Annotated in this window: 10 protein-coding genes, 3 pseudogenes and 1 CRISPR repeat array; of the genes and pseudogenes, 5 read left to right on the top strand and 8 right to left on the bottom strand. The window is 36.6% G+C overall.

The genetic code is table 11. The features are described from left to right. Window positions 1-1599: 1599 nt before the first annotated feature. Window positions 1600-2367, bottom strand: a complete 768-nt coding sequence (gene cas6 / locus D1867_RS12100) for a CRISPR system precrRNA processing endoribonuclease RAMP protein Cas6 (protein ID WP_155864338.1) — start codon at window positions 2365-2367, stop codon at window positions 1600-1602. Window positions 2368-3383: 1016 nt separating this feature from the next. Further along, a CRISPR array of direct repeats spans window positions 3384-6570; the repeat unit is 24 nt; unit sequence GTTGAAATAAGGAAGAACTGAAAG. 753 nt (window positions 6571-7323) lie between these two features. On the opposite strand from cas6, the gene D1867_RS12095 reads away from it, so the two are divergent. After that, window positions 7324-8397, top strand: coding sequence for a hypothetical protein (locus D1867_RS12095; RefSeq protein WP_155864337.1), 1074 nt, complete (start codon window positions 7324-7326; stop codon window positions 8395-8397). 714 nt (window positions 8398-9111) lie between these two features. Here D1867_RS12095 and D1867_RS12090 read toward each other — a convergent pair. Beyond that, window positions 9112-10394, bottom strand: a pseudogene (locus D1867_RS12090) (TrpB-like pyridoxal phosphate-dependent enzyme). 207 nt (window positions 10395-10601) lie between these two features. On the opposite strand from D1867_RS12090, the gene D1867_RS12085 reads away from it, so the two are divergent. From D1867_RS12085 to D1867_RS12075, 3 genes and pseudogenes are all read left to right on the top strand, one after another. Continuing rightward, on the top strand, window positions 10602-11429 hold the full coding sequence (locus D1867_RS12085; protein WP_155864336.1) for an ABC transporter ATP-binding protein: 828 nt from the start codon (window positions 10602-10604) through the stop codon (window positions 11427-11429). Then, on the top strand, window positions 11419-12132 hold the full coding sequence (locus tag D1867_RS12080; protein ID WP_155864335.1) for an ABC transporter permease: 714 nt from the start codon (window positions 11419-11421) through the stop codon (window positions 12130-12132). Before D1867_RS12085 ends, D1867_RS12080 begins: the two co-directional genes overlap by 11 nt. 38 nt (window positions 12133-12170) lie before the next feature. Further along, a pseudogene (locus tag D1867_RS12075) lies at window positions 12171-12589 on the top strand (MFS transporter); the annotation flags it as partial. Here D1867_RS12075 and D1867_RS12070 read toward each other — a convergent pair. From D1867_RS12070 to D1867_RS12055, 4 genes and pseudogenes are all read right to left on the bottom strand, one after another. Next, the gene (locus D1867_RS12070) at window positions 12546-13118 is read right to left on the bottom strand and encodes a hypothetical protein (protein ID WP_240872286.1); all 573 of its coding nucleotides are present in this window, start codon (window positions 13116-13118) and stop codon (window positions 12546-12548) included. The pseudogene D1867_RS12075 and the gene D1867_RS12070 sit on opposite strands and share 44 nt — an antisense overlap. A gap of 66 nt (window positions 13119-13184) precedes the next feature. Beyond that, on the bottom strand, window positions 13185-13610 hold the full coding sequence (locus D1867_RS12065; protein ID WP_155864334.1) for a PIN domain-containing protein: 426 nt from the start codon (window positions 13608-13610) through the stop codon (window positions 13185-13187). Continuing rightward, window positions 13600-13707, bottom strand: a pseudogene (locus D1867_RS12720) (AbrB/MazE/SpoVT family DNA-binding domain-containing protein); the annotation flags it as partial. The pseudogene D1867_RS12720 and the gene D1867_RS12065, both read right to left, overlap by 11 nt. Next, entirely contained in the window at window positions 13697-14275 is a 579-nt protein-coding gene (locus D1867_RS12055) for a hypothetical protein (RefSeq protein WP_155864333.1), read from the bottom strand. The pseudogene D1867_RS12720 and the gene D1867_RS12055, both read right to left, overlap by 11 nt. 244 nt (window positions 14276-14519) lie before the next feature. Here D1867_RS12055 and D1867_RS12050 point away from each other — a divergent pair, with 244 nt between their 5' ends. Beyond that, complete coding sequence (locus D1867_RS12050; RefSeq protein WP_155864332.1) at window positions 14520-15470, top strand: threonine ammonia-lyase; 951 nt, start codon at window positions 14520-14522, stop codon at window positions 15468-15470. Between the two features lie 515 nt (window positions 15471-15985). Here the strand turns inward: D1867_RS12050 and D1867_RS12800 are convergent. After that, entirely contained in the window at window positions 15986-16075 is a 90-nt protein-coding gene (locus tag D1867_RS12800) for a hypothetical protein (protein WP_420809300.1), read from the bottom strand. Between the two features lie 148 nt (window positions 16076-16223). Continuing rightward, window positions 16224-17225 (bottom strand): mannonate dehydratase, encoded by a 1002-nt coding sequence (locus D1867_RS12045; protein ID WP_155864331.1) that lies wholly within the window; start codon window positions 17223-17225, stop codon window positions 16224-16226. Between the last annotated feature and the right edge of the window lie 233 nt (window positions 17226-17458).

The following is a 17458-nucleotide window of genomic DNA, read 5'->3' as shown; positions in this document are numbered from 1 at the left end:
AAAAAAGAAAGAGAGAAAGGAAAGGGAAAAAGAAAAAGAAAGAGAGAGAAGAAGGAGAGGACTAAGGTACGCACACATAATTAGAAAAAGAAAAAGAAAGAGAGAAAAATATTAATCTTTACCTATCATTTTTTCGTATACCTTATATTAATTAAGCTTTGTTATTGATGAATGATTTGGCAGAGAAGCTCTGATTTTTTCGTATACCTTTATTAATCCTTGAATCCCATTCCAATTGAAACCATTGCAATGCAACGCTAAGCCCAGTAGGGGAAGAGATAGCTATTTCTAGAACCCGACTTTCTCCTGAAGGGTTTCCCTTCAAGGGGCTCATCGATTCTGGTGGCTCAGAGCATTGGAAGAGTGAGGGACTTTCATTCACCTAGTCCCTTATTGCTTGTTGCTCATACTTGAGCTGGGGAGAAGCGTCATTAACGTCTTGGGCTATCCATCCCCTTTCATCCCCCTTAACCTCAATTTCTTTAAGTGTGCAGCCTTAAACCCTGGTTCGAAGTTCCCTTTCATTATTTTAGGCAAATAGTATTGAACCGTGAAGCAATTTGCAGCGCAGTAAATAACTTCTCGTTGTCTATGCCGAAAGACCTAGCTAGTAAAAGTCCATCGATTTAGCGACAAGGGCCTGGCACGGCTTGATTGGCCCTCGATTTAGCGAAGCTACGACTTGATTAGCCTATGTAAATTATGGTTTTGCCCATCGCCCCGACTCGTTTAAACACGTTCTCCCTACCACCTCTCTAGCTTACTGGCGCGTCTAGGAATTCGATACCGGAGAGTTAGTGCTCATGTCCACAAGGATAAGCCACCTGCTCTCAACGATTCCGTTCCTTCTACATCTGGAGCGTCAATGACCATTGATATTACTATATCGGAGTTTTTAACCACTTCCTTAGGAGACCTACCTTAGCTCCATTTAGCCTTCTCTATAGTTCAGTGAGTTCTTAACCAGCCTTTATCAAATTCGAAGCCATTGAAAAGCCCATTATCCCTAAGCCTAGTTAAGTGAGACTATAAAGCTATTTAAAAAGTGGGGAATTACGTGAAACCTGCAGTGAAAAAATTGTAAACATAACAACTTGCCAGAAAGTGGGCGGTCAAATTTGGAAAATCCACCGTTTCACGCCAGCATAACAACTTGCCAGTGGGGATTACGCGAAACTAAACGTCTTAGAGGAAGAGGAAAACGTTAGTGGAAGTTCTTACTAAAATTGCTCCTTGGCAAATAAACGAGATCTTGAGAAAAGCTATCACGGTTATGAAAGAGGGCATCAAAAGGATCTCGTTAATGCCCTAGAGAGAGATCGTGATTAGGAATACTATGTCGTTATTAAGGACGGTAAAGTAATAGTTACCTCTTTAAAAAGAGGGATCTAAAAGGGAACTTTACGAAATAATCAAGAACGTTAAGGTTAGTTAAGTGATAGCACAGTTGTAGGCGAAGATGAGGAAAGAGTGATAGCACGACTGGCGTGATTGACCTTTCGGCGATTGTTAAGTGATAGACATGCACGATAGGTATCCAGCAAGGTTAGGGCTAATCCAATGATGGTAAATTCACCTAGCCCTTCTTCACCTCGTCAGTTAGCAGAGCTCCACGTGACCAAAACCACTAGCCCTAGAAGACCCAACCCCTATGATTAGCGCTGTCTCCACTAATTTTCTAGTCTCATCGTCGTTCTTTAACAGTCTGTATTCGACTTTACCTATCATCACTGGCTCCTTCCCATTGTCGTATGGTATCCAGATCGTCTTTATCCTAGTCTTCCAGCTTTCAGTAATCCTACTCTCTATCTCAGCTAGCTCTTGAGGTGTTAAGTTGTTCTTATTCTTCATGAGGGCGTAAGGGATCCAAAAGACTGCAGAAGGTGAAGGGAAGAACTTCCTATAGTCCCTATTAGTTATGAAGGGGTTTGCCAGAAGCGTTGGAGAAAAACACAGCTTTACCCTGTTCCCAAAGTTGAACGTGTCCTTTTCTATCCTCTCAATGACGAACTCCAATAGCCCTCCCTCGACCTTTATCCTAGTCCTAACTCCCAAGTCGCCCTTTACCTTTTCCTCAAACCCTTTGGACAACTCGTTGGGTAAGCCAACCCTTATCTTGTACTCACCATCTAGTGGAACCTCTTTCAGTACCCCCCTCTCGTAGTAAGGGTATACGGCCTCCTTGTTGATTGGGGGAGAGACGTGGATTGGCTTAAAAAACCCCTTTGTGGGTCTAAACAAGACCTCTAGTTCTGGGAGCTCGGTTAGGACTACTATCTTACTTATTTTTCCAGTAAAATTATTGAATTTGTTGTCCCCATTTCTTTCGTATTTCATCTTAACGGTGAGGGTATAACTGGAGAACATTAAATAAAGATGGGAGAGGAAATAAATAAAGATTAGCAAATTCGGGGAAGACAGACGTGAAGGAGGAAAAAGCGACGTTGCCTAAGCCTTAGCCTTTGCTGCCTATAAAGCGCCAGTGTAACGCAGGGGCAAACGATAACTCTGGCCTTAGCTTTTGCTGCCTATAAAGGGGGGGACTAGTAACCTTTCGTACTAGCTGCGGAGTTTATTCATATCGGTTACAGTGTTGTTGAGAAAGATGTTGACGTACTAGCTGCGGAGTTTATTCTACCTGTCTCCTCCGCTGAGTGACTCTTTCCGTAGTCAAGAAGAATGGGTAAAATATGCGTTAAAACGAATTAACTAGAAGAATGAAAAATATGCATTAGTTAGAGTCGTCAGCTGACATTTTCTCAACGTCATAACCAAATGAAAAATATGCATTAGTTAGAGCAGATCTGCTTGCATATTGAACAATTTGTTATTAAATGAAAAATATGCATTACTTAGAGATTTTTTCAGGTAGATTTTTGAGTTCATCAATTTCTCTATCTACCTTGACTCTTTTTACTAAATGACTTTCTTTCAATTTCACCTAGAAAGTAGGGGAGTTAGGAATTATTTATTTGTTAGCGACACTTTAAGATTATTCCTAAAATCCCTTAATTCTTTCAATTAAGCGTGAAGATAAAAATGGTGGACGTTCTTTCACCTTCTCTAGAATTTTTCTATCTACTTTGAGTATTTACCCTCTTTCAATTTCTTCTAAAAACAAGGGGATTTGAAAATGTTCATAATCTGGGAAATTTTTTCATGTAGATTCTTACGTAAATTCGCTTACGTCTTTTACCGGGGTTTAAATACCCTTTAAAAACTTTTGTGTTGAAAACTTACTTTCAAAAAATCGAGAGATAGAGTTTTTCTACTCTACCTTCCATCAATTTTAGTGAAAAGTAAAGTTTTTATCTTAAAATGAAGTAGTTTAATCTACACAGAACGCAAAAAGAACGTGAAAAAGCCGTGAAAATCAACGCACGGTTGAAATAAGGAAGAACTGAAAGTTGGGCTCATTGCTTCCATCATTAGCAATTTGCTGTTGAAATAAGGAAGAACTGAAAGATCGTTCCAGTATTCAATGGTATAGTCAGTAACCTGTTGAAATAAGGAAGAACTGAAAGTAGCCAATCGCTACCATTCCCATTTTACAGCCATGTTGAAATAAGGAAGAACTGAAAGTAAAGGTTTTAATTTGGTTTCCTTCTGCCATTTTGTTGAAATAAGGAAGAACTGAAAGTGTCCGGAGAAAATAAGATATTAATATCGGTAAGGTTGAAATAAGGAAGAACTGAAAGAAGAATTTAATAGGTACAACATTTTTTCTCACCAGTTGAAATAAGGAAGAACTGAAAGGTAGATAAACTTGTTAAGACAGTTAATAATGATAGTTGAAATAAGGAAGAACTGAAAGCTATTTATCGTTTGTTGATAAACGCACCAAAACCAGTTGAAATAAGGAAGAACTGAAAGTTATCGACAGGAATTGAAAATTGCATTTGGACAAGTTGAAATAAGGAAGAACTGAAAGCTAACTTGCTATCGATCCACAAGTAATCAAATATGTTGAAATAAGGAAGAACTGAAAGAAAGAAAAATGAGGAGAAGTTCTACGAGGAAGTAAAGTTGAAATAAGGAAGAACTGAAAGATGTTATAGTCCCTGGCACATTTCTCATTGCATCCGTTGAAATAAGGAAGAACTGAAAGATTCCGCCTGGCTCTTTGATAATCGTCCACGTATGTTGAAATAAGGAAGAACTGAAAGTTGAATATTCCATCAAGTTTTTACAATTATTACAGTTGAAATAAGGAAGAACTGAAAGAAGATTCTTCAAAACAAATATCATTACGAAAATGAGTTGAAATAAGGAAGAACTGAAAGTAAGGATAATTTAACTACCTTTGCCTTTTGTACTTCCGTTGAAATAAGGAAGAACTGAAAGTACTCGCCCCAGATCATTAGACCTAAATCCTTGGGTTGAAATAAGGAAGAACTGAAAGGCAAGAGGATTGTGGGTCACGGACTGGAGAAAAAGTTGAAATAAGGAAGAACTGAAAGATCAGAGGTATAATTTCGTTTTTAAGGAATACGAGTTGAAATAAGGAAGAACTGAAAGAATGAAGGTTACAAAGTCGCAAGAATTCCAGTTTCGTTGAAATAAGGAAGAACTGAAAGACTGGTGATGCGTCATTTTGTAAAAATTGCGAATGTTGAAATAAGGAAGAACTGAAAGTTTCGTCTTCGGATTCTGGCAGTTCTTCTATAAATGTTGAAATAAGGAAGAACTGAAAGTAAATTGAAAATCTTAATGCCATTTGATGAATATGTGTTGAAATAAGGAAGAACTGAAAGCCGACAATACAATTTGTGCCGTGGCAGTTGAACTTGTTGAAATAAGGAAGAACTGAAAGGTAAACATTTCTGACCTAAATTGTAAATTTGTAAAGTTGAAATAAGGAAGAACTGAAAGTGGATCACATTTTACTTCAATATCGTCACCAATGTTGAAATAAGGAAGAACTGAAAGATATTTGATTTTTTTTGGCTTAATTGTGTGTATACGTTGAAATAAGGAAGAACTGAAAGTAAATGCTAACCTACCATAGACTATAATCCTCCCGTTGAAATAAGGAAGAACTGAAAGATTTTCCCACTCCCCATTTTACATTTCTCATTTTGTTGAAATAAGGAAGAACTGAAAGCGGTCTTATTTTTTTCCTGCAGAGCGGGCAGAAGAGTTGAAATAAGGAAGAACTGAAAGTTCCCAAGTCGCCATGCCCTCAGCGCATTTGTCTGTTGAAATAAGGAAGAACTGAAAGTTATCCCAAAAAATATCAGAGATAGCCGGGAATGTTGAAATAAGGAAGAACTGAAAGAGGTCAAGGCGTAAACTTCCCATTTTACGCTGTCGTTGAAATAAGGAAGAACTGAAAGCTCTTTTCTAACCTATGCAACCTGGCTAAGAAATAGTTGAAATAAGGAAGAACTGAAAGATAGGGGGGCAGGCAAAGCTATTAAAGTTCTGGATCGTTGAAATAAGGAAGAACTGAAAGTCTGGTACTTCTCCATCGAAAACGTAGCTGTCTGGGTTGAAATAAGGAAGAACTGAAAGATTCTATTCAACCCCTATGCAAGGCACAACCACAGTTGAAATAAGGAAGAACTGAAAGGAGTCTGTTGATCTGATGGAGATTGTTGATTTTGTTGAAATAAGGAAGAACTGAAAGAGATACCATGCCTTGTCTGGTTCAATTCTTCTGAGTTGAAATAAGGAAGAACTGAAAGTTTCAACTCACCCTTTCAATATAGTACAAATCGTAGTTGAAATAAGGAAGAACTGAAAGTTATTTCTAACGAAATCCAGTAAGCCCTTATATTTGTTGAAATAAGGAAGAACTGAAAGTTGCAATGATCCTAACCATACCCAGGGAATCCTTTGTTGAAATAAGGAAGAACTGAAAGAAGTCCACGGGCGGTTGTGGGTTCAGTGTTAGTGGTTGAAATAAGGAAGAACTGAAAGGAACTCCACCGTATAGTCGCTCACTTCATAGTCGGTTGAAATAAGGAAGAACTGAAAGATAAACCCTGTTTATACGTAGATAAAAAAATAGTGTTGAAATAAGGAAGAACTGAAAGTCCTTTCTCGGACAAGAAAACGTAGTAGTATGTCGTTGAAATAAGGAAGAACTGAAAGATTATTTCCATTGCGAATGTTAGTGCATCACACTCCTGTTGAAATAAGGAAGAACTGAAAGTCCTTTACCTGTGAAAACAAAAATTTTGACCTGTCGTTGAAATAAGGAAGAACTGAAAGCTGTTGTATTCAGTGTTGTCTGAACGAAAACGTAATGTTGAAATAAGGAAGAACTGAAAGAAATTCTACTACATAATCGGATACTTTGTAATCAAGTTGAAATAAGGAAGAACTGAAAGTTGGCAATGCTAATTCTCCTTACAATTACTAATGCGTTGAAATAAGGAAGAACTGAAAGGAATTGGGGCATCAGGTCAGTCCACAAATAATTTTGTTGAAATAAGGAAGAACTGAAAGATTCGTTTATGGACTGTATTACTTGTCCTTCTTGTGTTGAAATAAGGAAGAACTGAAAGTATGTGCTAGATAAACCGAAATCCCGTAATTAGTGTTGAAATAAGGAAGAACTGAAAGTAACTCATTAGCCGTTGAAGGGTTAGGTCTAACGCTTTCAACTTTCTTTATGACCACAAAGGGGAAATAGGCTATATTGGCTTCGTGAAAAATTCCCGAACTGGTTAAGGCACATGTGCTAAAGGAAGGCGTGGGATAGAGTTTACGGCTATGCGGAAAGGTTGTATTATATGGAGTACAACAAGGATCTGGACTTAGAGTTTTTGGAAGACCTTCAGAACTTGTTGGTTTGTTTTTAGACGAGATGAAGTGATATTGAGGGAACTCCATAAGTTGATAAACGAAGTTAAGCTGCAGATAATGACTCAAGACGTTATGAGTATGATTAACATAAAGTCATAGTTAGAGTGAGAGGCAAATAGAGTTAAAATTGAACGATAGCGATAAGGCTGACGGTAACATAACTTACAAAGGACAGTTTGGATAAAAACGTGAAGAAGTTGGAAGACCTATACGAAGCAAACTAACGTGGATCTTCAAAATAGTGTGGATATAAGGGAGAAAAAACAAGCACTGCTTAGTCCAGCTCATACCTTCTCCTCACTATCACAGTCGTCACTGACTCTTTAGCGTCTACGTACCTCTTCTTTTCGATTTGCTTTTGCATGTTAGTAAATCTTCCCTGTATATTATAAGTATTACCTCTCGTCAACGGACGGAGGTAATACCAATAACTAGCACAGAAAGTTTAAGAAAAGTGGTAGTTACTGCACGTGGGCAAAAGATATTATATGTCGTTTCTAGATCTGCATAATGCCTTCGCTAAATGAAATATACAACGTGCTTAAAGGTAAGGAAAAGCTGAATTACGACTATAGGAGTTTCTCAAACGATGGTATGTACAAGGCATTCATAGGGCTAATGGACAGGGTAAGGGAAGGCGTTTGCACCCCCTTTGTCCTCAAAGAGTACGTAGTGGTCACTTGCCCTCGTAAGGAGGAGAGCTACGTTATAGGCGTTGACGGTAATAAGATCTTCGTACTTAAGCCACGAACGATGATAAGCGATAACTCAACTGATGAGCTGGTGAGGAGGACAATTGGTTTTGACAAGTTCATAGGGGAGTTAAACTACTCTCTACCTTCTGGTTTTGACAGCCTAAGGGTTAGGGTTCAAGGAGAGATAGTGTTTGACTTTAAGGCTTACAGAAACGAGGACGAGATGATAAGTGATATAGCAATCTCGACTAAAAGGAAGCTAGAGGAGGTTGCGTTAACAAAGGCATCAAATATATTGTCGATAATGTTGGACAATCACATTGAAGTTGTTGACAACAAGTCTTTAGCGTTGCAGTCAATTGATAAGGATGAGTTGAAGTTCATTGAGATGTTGTTAAACAACACTGTAAAAAGGAGAGTCGACGAGGGTAACCGGAAGGTGCTCGTTTTCGACTCTCCGCTAGTTAACATAAGCGTCAACGACGTGTTGGACGTTATTAGGAGAGTTAAGAAGCCAGAGAGCGTAGAGGTTGAGCATGGTTCACATTCTATTTACTTCTACAGCGTTTTTCCATTAAAGCTCAAGACCCGTATGAGCGTCTTCGTTGGACAAATACCGGTTATGGTTAATTTACCTTCGTTAGACGATCAAGAGGACTTCCCGATAGGTTTAGACATTATCTCGCGAATTAATTTGATTTTATGGGATGACGCATACTATTTACCAGGGGGCCAGTACGTGACTGTAAGTCATCCAGAACACGGTGAAGTAAAAATCAAGGTTGATCAGCCACTCAAGTTGACTATTAGGGAAATAGACGCAGAGAGGGAGTTGCATTATGTCGGTGCAGAACGTGAGAGGAGGAGTCATCACTTTTTAGAGATCTGACTTTCTCCTGAAGGGTTTCCCTTCCAAGGGGGTTCATCGATTCGGGTGGCTCAGAGCATTGGAAGAGTGAGGACTTTTATTCACCTAGTCCCTTATTGCTGGTTGCTCATACTTGAGCTGGGGAGGAGCGTCATTAACGTCGCCTAGTTGGACAAGTTTTTAAATCTATAAGGGGCTATCCATTGGCGAGGCTTTCCACCCTTAATCCCCATTTTGTAAAAGATTTATTAATAGGACTGAGATTACTAGAAAAGTTAACGCAGTTAAAAAAAAACTTCCTGCTTATCTTATCCCCTAGTATCCAAATACGATACTGCCTAAGATTGTAACACTTTTACGAAACTACTCGTTGTTTTAAATCATTTCCTAAATACCGTTTTTGAATAGTTAATTTATATAGTATTACACTGTATTTTTACTAATGATCTCCCAACTGATGACTGCTCACTTGGGAGTGATAAAACCAGTTGGGAGGGTAGTGTTGTTTCCCTCAGAGGGCGACTGTGTATGATCCCTTAAGCCGTTGCTAAATTAGAAGCAAGGATAAGTTACGCCACGGGTAAACACTCTGCCTATAAAACCTAAAATAGTGGGAAACAAAAATAAGGAAAGCTGGGAAATGAGAGAGAAAGAGTATCATCGAATTAGTGTTAATAATAAACTACTACATATTAAAAGGTTGGAGAACTTTTCACAAAAATAAATAAAGTTAGACTACTCTTTAAATAATACTGAGGCATAATTCCCTAAATCTAAGAGACCATGACCAGAGAAACTCACCAGTATAGTCTTCTTTTCTCCGCTCTTCTTAGCCTCGTCCGCTATCTCCTTTATTATAGGTAATGCGTGAGAGGTTTCTGGAGCTGGAATATAGCCCTCGATTTCTGAAAATAGCTTTGCCCATTTAAATGCTTCTTCTTGAGAGTAATCCCTCGCTTCAACTATTCCTTTGCTCATCAATAGAAACTAAGAGTAGGGGCAACCGCATGATATCTTAAACCTCCAGCATAAACTGGTGGGGGAATGAAGTCTGAGCCAATAGTGTACATCTTAAGCATAGGTAGTAATTTAGCAGTGTCTGGATAATCATATTTATAAACTCCTTTAGTCATCTTAGGGACTTCTAAGGAACCGCTGGCTATATATTTTCTTCTAATCTTTCCTTTTCTTAGCTCTTCTCCTAAAAATGGATAAGCCAAAGCGGCGTAATTTGAACCACCTCCTACTACTCCTATAATATAGTCTGGATCCTCCCCTGCTATTTCCATTTGCCTCATTGCCTCCATACCCGCTATAGTTTTAAACATTATATCTGAGTTTACAACACTGCCTACCACGTATTTTCCACCGTGTTCTTCAGCATATTTTACAGCCTCACTAATCGCTATCCCTAAAGAGCCTGGATGATTAGGGTCTCTTGATAGTAATTCCCTCCCAAAATCCGTTAAATCTGAAGGAGATGGATGCACTTCAGCACCATACATTTGCATCATATATTTTCTATATGGTTTTGCAAAGTAACTAGTTCTAACCATGAATATATGAGCCTTTATTTTAAATAGTGCAGAAGCTAATGCTACAGCAGAACCCCATTGACCTGCACCAGTTTCAGTAGTAACGAACTTAGCGTTATCTAAAGTTGCATAATAAACGTGGGCTAAAGCGCTGTTAATCTTATGAGATCCAGTATAAGTATAACTTTCCATTTTTAAGAAAATTTTCACAGAATTTCCTAGATATTCCTCTAATTTTTTAGCCCTAATTATGGGAGTAGGTCTTCCGACTTGTAAATATCTATCTAGGACCTCTTCTGGAATTTTTATATATCTTTCTTTACTAAATTCTAATTCAAGGACCTTACTAGGCAAGACTTTTTTAAGCAAATCAAAAGCTTTTCCAGTAGGATCCATAGGTGGAGGTAATTCCTCTGGTAAATCTGGTAAAATATTATACCATTCTGTTGGTATTTCGTCTTGAGGTAAATCTATCCTTATCATAAAATATAATGAGAGCATACATTATAAGCTTTTTATAATAACAATTTATTTGCAAAAATATATTAATATTTTAGTAGTTAATAATCTTATACAAATATTTAGCAAAGAATTTTTATTCAGCACATTGAACCGATCTACTCTATTAACATTTTGTGAACGCTACTTTACAAAAAATTTAAAAAAGCCATGGAATTAATAGGAATACATATGAATGTGATTGAAGTCAAAAACGTTTGGAAGATGTACGGAAAATTAGTTGCAAATGAGGATATTTCCATGACAGTCAATGAAGGAGAAATAGTAGCCCTTCTAGGTCCTAATGGTGCTGGAAAGACAACACTAGTAAAACAGATTTATGGAGAGTTATCCCCAAATAAGGGAGAGATAAAGGTTTTAGGAAAGAAGCCTACAGACAGACAAATAAAGAAATTATTAGGGGTTATTCCTCAAGAATGTGAACCGTACGGAGATCTTACAGTATGGGATAACATTTATTATATGGGAAGATTAAAAGGAGTATCTAAAGAGGTTATAAAAAATAGGGGAGAAGAACTATTAAAGAGATTAGATTTATCGAGTAAGAGAAATACTTTAGCGCGGGATTTATCTGGGGGGCTTAAAAGAAGAGTGCTAATTGCAATGGCCTTAATAAATGACCCGAAACTCTTGATCTTAGATGAGCCTACTACGGGTTTAGATCCGGAGGCAAGAAGAGAAGTATGGGAAATATTAATAGACATGAAAAGAGAGGGTAGAAGTATGCTATTAACCACACATTATTTAGATGAAGCTGAGCGGTTGGCAGATAGGATATATTTTTTAAGTAGAAGAATAATAGTTGAAGGGAAACCTGCAGAAATAAAAGAGAAATTCGCAGACTGGTATGAAGTCATAGACTATGCCAACGGTAAGGTATATAAAGTAAAAGGTGAGGAAGAATTGAAAAGATTAATAATGAACTTAAACGGGAAATTTGAGGTCAGAATGCCAAGTTTAGAAGAGATCTACCTTCAAGTGATTAGAAATGCTGACTGAATTCGTTAACCTAATAATAATGCAAATAAAAATGATTAAGGCATATTTGCCAGTTTTCCTTTTCTTCTCAATCCTCTTCCCAATAGGTTTCATGCTGGTATTCGGCTATATTTCAATCCACTCATTAACTCCTTATATAGTTGCTGGAACTATAACATTTTATATTTCAGTTGGAGTTTTAACATCAGTAGCTCAATCGTTAGCTTTTGAGAGAAATGCTGGTAGATTCTCGTTAATGGTAGCAACTGGGATTCCTAGAGAGCTATACGCTATAAGTATCGCATTAAGTAATGGACTTGCAACCCTAATAATGATTCCAATAATTCTAATCTTAGGAGAATACTTACTTCATGTTGAAATAAAATCGATACCATATTTAATAGTAGCCTTAATATCTTCAATATTCATGGGCTCAATGATGGGAATGACATTAGGCCTGGGAATAAAAAATATGTATGCAGCTAATCAATATTCGGTAATAATAGGATTTGTCCTATCTTTCTTTGCACCAGTATATTTTCCAATAACCTTCATACCACTGCCTTATAGATATATTACATTCCTTGAACCAACCACTTATGTTTCACAAGCTTTATATTACTCATTTGCAGGCAACATAGAATCCTTGCTTTGGAGTTTCGGTATTATAGTTTTCGGTTTCATTTTTGTTATTTTAAGTAGATATGTTGTAAAGAGACAATAAGTATTAAGTTTTTTAATTAACTACTTAAAATCTACCTTATGAATAGGAATAAGTTAATCATAATAGGCTTCATAGTAATGTGCTTTAACTCGCTATATCAATACTCGTGGAACGCGTTAGAACCTCTACTTAAATCGGGTTTTGACGTAACTTTAGTTCAGATAGCATTAGGCTTTACACTATTTAGTATATTTTCTTCAGCCTTCCAACCCATAGGAGGTCATTTTGCGGATAAATTTGGTCCAAGAACAATAGGAACAATTTCCTCTATTTTATCTGCAATCGGTTTTTAGGAACTTACCTATCCCCTAATATTTACGTTTTCTACATAACGTGGAGCATAGGAGAGGGGATACTCTATGGGATAGCTGCAAACTTAGCCATGAAATGGTTTAGGGATAGAATGGGATTCGCTACTGGAGTAGTCTCAATGGGATTCGGGTTAGGCTCCGCAATCTACCGACAAAGTCTATTTCCATGTCGAAATCCTTGAGGATTAATTTGTGGTTTTCTACTTCATATCGATCTTGTCTAACAACTAGTATTAGCTTCCCCTTCTTCGTCTCTCTGTCCTTCCAGTATCTAGGCGGACTAACGTGGTTTATATGCGGTAGTTTTCCCTCCTTCTTCAGCTTCAACAAGGAGAAGAATGACGACCAATCCTCGTTGTTCTTCTGAAGAATAGCTTGAGCATTAACGCCTAACTTGTCCTTGTATTTCTCGTAGTACTTGTTCCACGTTCCCTTAAAGTCTACTTTCCCTTCGTGAAAGAACTGTTGTCTTCTTTCATAGTTAACTTCGTTGAAGAGCTTTGCAGAGAGGTTTGCTAATTTTCTCAACTTTCTTTCCTGAAAACCATTTGGAAGAAGACGTACTACATTGGTTCTTCGATTTGAGAATTTAACTTCGTAGACACCCTCCTCCGGCATTGCGGGAGTAGAACTCGGCTCCCGCTCCTCATAAAGTTGACCAGAGGAGGGTGGCATAACTAATCGTTATTGCTGAAGTTTAAATAGCTTTACCCCGCCCCTAGAATGGGCGAGGTTTGTCGTTTATTTGTCAATAAAACTGATAATATCTCCTAGTTCCTTTCTAATCCTATCTAAAGCTTGTACGATTTCTTTTTCCTTCTTAAAAAGGGCCTTATCTTTCAAGTAATCTGCAGTAGCTATTACGTAACAGTCTGGTAAAGCTATTCCATACTTTTTCTTAATTTCTCCCGCTTTTATCACTATTTCGTGGTTAATCTCCGTTACTTTAAGTTTATTTAATAACCATTCAACAAATTCCTTAGCATAATCGTTAGCATCGTTTAACCCTGCCGCTCTATAAACCCTATAACTTACGTAAATCACTTCACTTAAAGTAATTGGTGTGACGAAAAGTGAAGTATTGCTTTCAATTAACTTCTTAACCTTTTCATGATATTTCCCCGCCTCATTTATACACTCTATTATAACCCCAGTGTCAACTATCATTAAATATTTCCTCTTCTTTTCTCCTTTCAGCCTCCTCTTCTTCCTTAAGGACATCTTCCACTACTTTCGGATCAACTTTCACTATCTTAGGTTTCAACTAACTCTTCACCTTTATCTAGTCTCGATAGAAGATAAGCTAAGATTCCAATTGCGCTTAAAGCTCCTACACTAACTATTATTGGCTGCCAAGCTGTTATTGATTTTGGTGGGTTTAAGGTTACAAAGTAGTGCGTCTTCACTTCTTTAATCCATTTCTTAGCACCGTTGTCAAAGATGTGTAATTTATCATAAGCTGTTCTGTAGAATTCAAATACTTCATAAATTGAAGGGATTGTGTCATACGGCAAGTGTTCAAGATAGTCCCTACTGACTTCAAAATGACCGTCAATAAAGCCATCATCATATATTCTGACGTGAAGTTCCCAGATGTTGAAAAACTTTGTCGATAAAGAGTATTTCTCACCCTTGTAAAATTCCAGCTTTTCCTCTTTAAACCCTTCACTCTTTAAAGCATTAACTACATCATTAATCTTGTTTTTTGGAACAAATAGTCTTAAATTACCTTCCTTTATTACATAATCCTGAGGTAACGTAGCGGAGGTTCCGTCAAAGTAAACTACGTCTCTGGGTAGATATGTTGATATCGGATATTCTATAACCTGCATAACGTATCCTTAATAATATAATTACGCAAAGTACTTAAACTTCATGGTTTGTTGGAAACTGTTGGCATCCCTCATCTGGTGGGCAGTCGGGTGGTCCAGAAAACCACCCTTAGTTTAAAACATAGGATATAGAATCTTAATATGATATAAGTTAAATAATTCATAAAGAAAATTAAACTCATTAATTAACATTTTTTAACACATAATATTAAATGTTTTAAGCATATACCTAACATCTTAAATCATGTTAAGAATACCAACTTTAAGGGATGTAATTAAAGCAAGAAAGGTTATTTCTAGATTTCTTTATAAGACGCCACTAGTTTATTCTAAATCTCTGTCATCCTTACTGGGTTGTGATGTCTATCTTAAGCTCGAAAATACTTTACCTACTAAGGCTTTTAAGGTTAGGGGAATGGTCTATTACGTTAATGTTAAAGAGGTTAAGAAGGGTATAGTAGTAGCCTCTACTGGAAATTTCGCTCAAGCAACAGCTTATGCTGCAAATTTAGTAGGCAAAAAGGCAGTGATAGTAATGCCTCAAGGAGTTCCTACAAATAAAATAGAGGCAGTGAAAGAATTAGGTGGTGAGGTAGTATTTTATGGCAAAATATTTGATGAAAGTTTAGGATATGCTAAGAATTTGGCTGAGAAAGAAGGTTTAGATTTCGTGCATAGTGTAAATGAGTCTTTATTATATGAAGGAGTTGGTACTATGCATTTGGAAGTTTTAGAAGATCTACCAGATGTGGACTTAGTTATTAACCCAATAGGTGGGGGATCTGGTGCAGGTAGTGCTGTAATTGTGTATAAATCAGCTGATCCAAAAATAGAAGTAATATGTGTTCAAGCAGAAGGTGCTTCTAGTGTATATCAATCACTTAAGCAAGGAAAGATAATTAGTACTGGAATAGCCAACACAATAGCTGAGGGAATAGCTACTGGAAGAACTTATGAGTTAGCCTTTACTATTTTAAATAAGAGAATTGATGATGTAATATTAGTAAGTGACGAAGAAATAATTAATGCTGTAAAACTATTATTTAAAAAAGAGAGAATAATTGCAGAACCTGCTGGTGCAGCATCATTAGCTGCTGCAATGAAACTAAAATTTTCCAGTAAGAAGAAAGTTGTTTTAATGATAACTGGAGGAAATATAAGTGATCAGCTAGCAAATAAATTATTTAATGATTAGTATTTAATTAAATTTTTAGTGATCAAGCCCGTCAAGATTTAAAATTACAAGACATTAATATTTTCATAATAGTTGTAAAGAGGAGTTAAACCTAACCCTAATTGCACTTAAAGCTGCCAAATAAAAAGCTCAACGTTAATATTTTTGCATTAGCTCTTCTGGTATCGAATCACTACCATTATAAAGCTAAAAACTTAACGGAATCACTAATATAATTCGAAAAATGTACAAGTTTTCGAATTTTTCTCATTTATAGTTTTATTCATTAACTTTCAGCTCTGATAACATCTGAGCTTAAAGGTAGGATAAACAGAGAGTATAAGTTTACACTTTACTCTTTCTTCTCATTTTTACAAAATATATTTACCAGATAATTTCTACCGTTTGTCCCTACACTTTTTCATGATTGAGTGTCACCCTCAATCTAGGACTCCAACGGCATGGGGCTAACATCTCTATATACATTGATGTGAGTATTTATTGAAAATTTATTATCAAATATAAAAAGATTTCTATTAACATGAAAAAGGATTTAGCCCCTCAATTCTAATCGTTACGATATCATCCTTATTAATTCCGATCTCTTCTCTTATCGTTTTAGGGATTAGTATAATACCATATTAAAATTAAATATAAAATTATCTAGATTTACACACTTGATAAGTTAATGAAGGATTAAATTTCCAGAGTTATATTAAATTATTATTTATTAAGAAATACAATAATAAAAGATAATATTATTCATTATATTATCTATTGATAATAGCCTAAGCTTTCAGCAGCAGCCCTAAATAGCCCTTGAAGGTAACCTATTGCATGAATTCTACCCAGCACGGAATATCCAGGTACGGATAACTGCATAGTATCTCCTAATAGCGTAGGGGTGTGATCTACTCTAAAGGGTCCGTAAAATCCATGTTTTATATATTCCCTCATTTCCTCAAATTGCCTTGTCATACCTTCGTCAATAAACACTTCCTCAAATTTACTTTTATTCCCTATAACCTCTCTGAAATGGACGAAGAATATTCTCTTCTTTTCTAAGAAATGTCTAACTACTGATACTAAATCGTTAGTCATTAAGGAGAAGATTGAGTGGTCAAATGTTATACCATTATACTCGCTTGGGAATTCCTCTATTAACTTATCAAAAGCCTCTACAGTATTCATTATCCTGGCAACGCCTCTGACCTCATCTAATGGTGGATCGTCTGGGTGAATTGCCAATTTTACATTAGCGTCCTCAGCTATTGGAAGAATAAATTTAAGGAATTCCCTTAAGTTCTTCCAGAGTGTGGCCTTATCAATTTTCCCTAATTTTGGTGGAGGTGCCTCCTTTAAATCCTCTTCATCAAAACCAGATGTTAATGCTCCTCCTCTACCCCTTAAGGCAGTCCTAGTCCTAAGCCAGCCGTCAGGCATCCAATTATAGCACCATATTGGAATCTTTAGCTTCCCCATGTTTTCAATTAATTTAGCTACATTTTCTAACTGTTCTTCCTTACCTGGTAAGCCATATATTATCTTATCCATGGGTGGATTGTCCTCAATAACTGTTAACTTAAATCCAGCTTCCTCAATCATCCTTTTATAATTAGATAATGAACTATAATCCCAAGGGTTATCAGATCTCCATTGTCTCCAATCTGGATACCATCTAGGTAATATACCAGTAGCCTCATCAACTCCTATCTGTTTTAAAATATCCCAGAACGGTGTAGGAGAGCTTTCTACCAATATTTCGGCTATACGCATTCTAGGAATTTTTTCATCGTTTAATAAGCCGTTAATCAGATTATTAATTTTATCTCTTACATATATAGTAGTTTGGTATTACATGAGTATATAAACTAATAATGTATAAAACATTCTCTAACATATATTATTTTTTAAAGTTAAATAAGGTAATTCATGTTCGATTTAAAGGAGATCGATAAAGGAGTTAAACTGATAGCAACTGATTATCACGATGTAGATCTTAATCTACT

The sequence above is a fragment of the Acidianus infernus genome (assembly GCF_009729545.1).
In the GTDB taxonomy this organism is placed as follows: Archaea; Thermoproteota; Thermoprotei_A; order Sulfolobales; family Sulfolobaceae; genus Acidianus; species Acidianus infernus.
Note: the sequence above shows the minus strand (reverse complement) of the source record. Positions and strands in the feature narration are given on the sequence as shown.

Excerpts from the sequence above, each read along its gene's own strand:
- D1867_RS12095 (WP_155864337.1), top strand. The coding sequence starts at position 7,324 with ATGCCTTCGCTAAATGAAATATACAACGTGCTTAAAGGTAAGGAAAAG.
- D1867_RS12050 (WP_155864332.1), top strand. The coding sequence starts at position 14,520 with ATGTTAAGAATACCAACTTTAAGGGATGTAATTAAAGCAAGAAAGGTT.
- D1867_RS12065 (WP_155864334.1), bottom strand. The coding sequence starts at position 13,610 with ATGATAGTTGACACTGGGGTTATAATAGAGTGTATAAATGAGGCGGGG.
- D1867_RS12070 (WP_240872286.1), bottom strand. The coding sequence starts at position 13,118 with ATGCCACCCTCCTCTGGTCAACTTTATGAGGAGCGGGAGCCGAGTTCT.
- D1867_RS12080 (WP_155864335.1), top strand. The coding sequence starts at position 11,419 with ATGCTGACTGAATTCGTTAACCTAATAATAATGCAAATAAAAATGATT.
- cas6 (WP_155864338.1), bottom strand. The coding sequence starts at position 2,367 with ATGTTCTCCAGTTATACCCTCACCGTTAAGATGAAATACGAAAGAAAT.
- D1867_RS12045 (WP_155864331.1), bottom strand. The coding sequence starts at position 17,225 with ATGCGTATAGCCGAAATATTGGTAGAAAGCTCTCCTACACCGTTCTGG.
- D1867_RS12055 (WP_155864333.1), bottom strand. The coding sequence starts at position 14,275 with ATGCAGGTTATAGAATATCCGATATCAACATATCTACCCAGAGACGTA.
- D1867_RS12085 (WP_155864336.1), top strand. The coding sequence starts at position 10,602 with ATGAATGTGATTGAAGTCAAAAACGTTTGGAAGATGTACGGAAAATTA.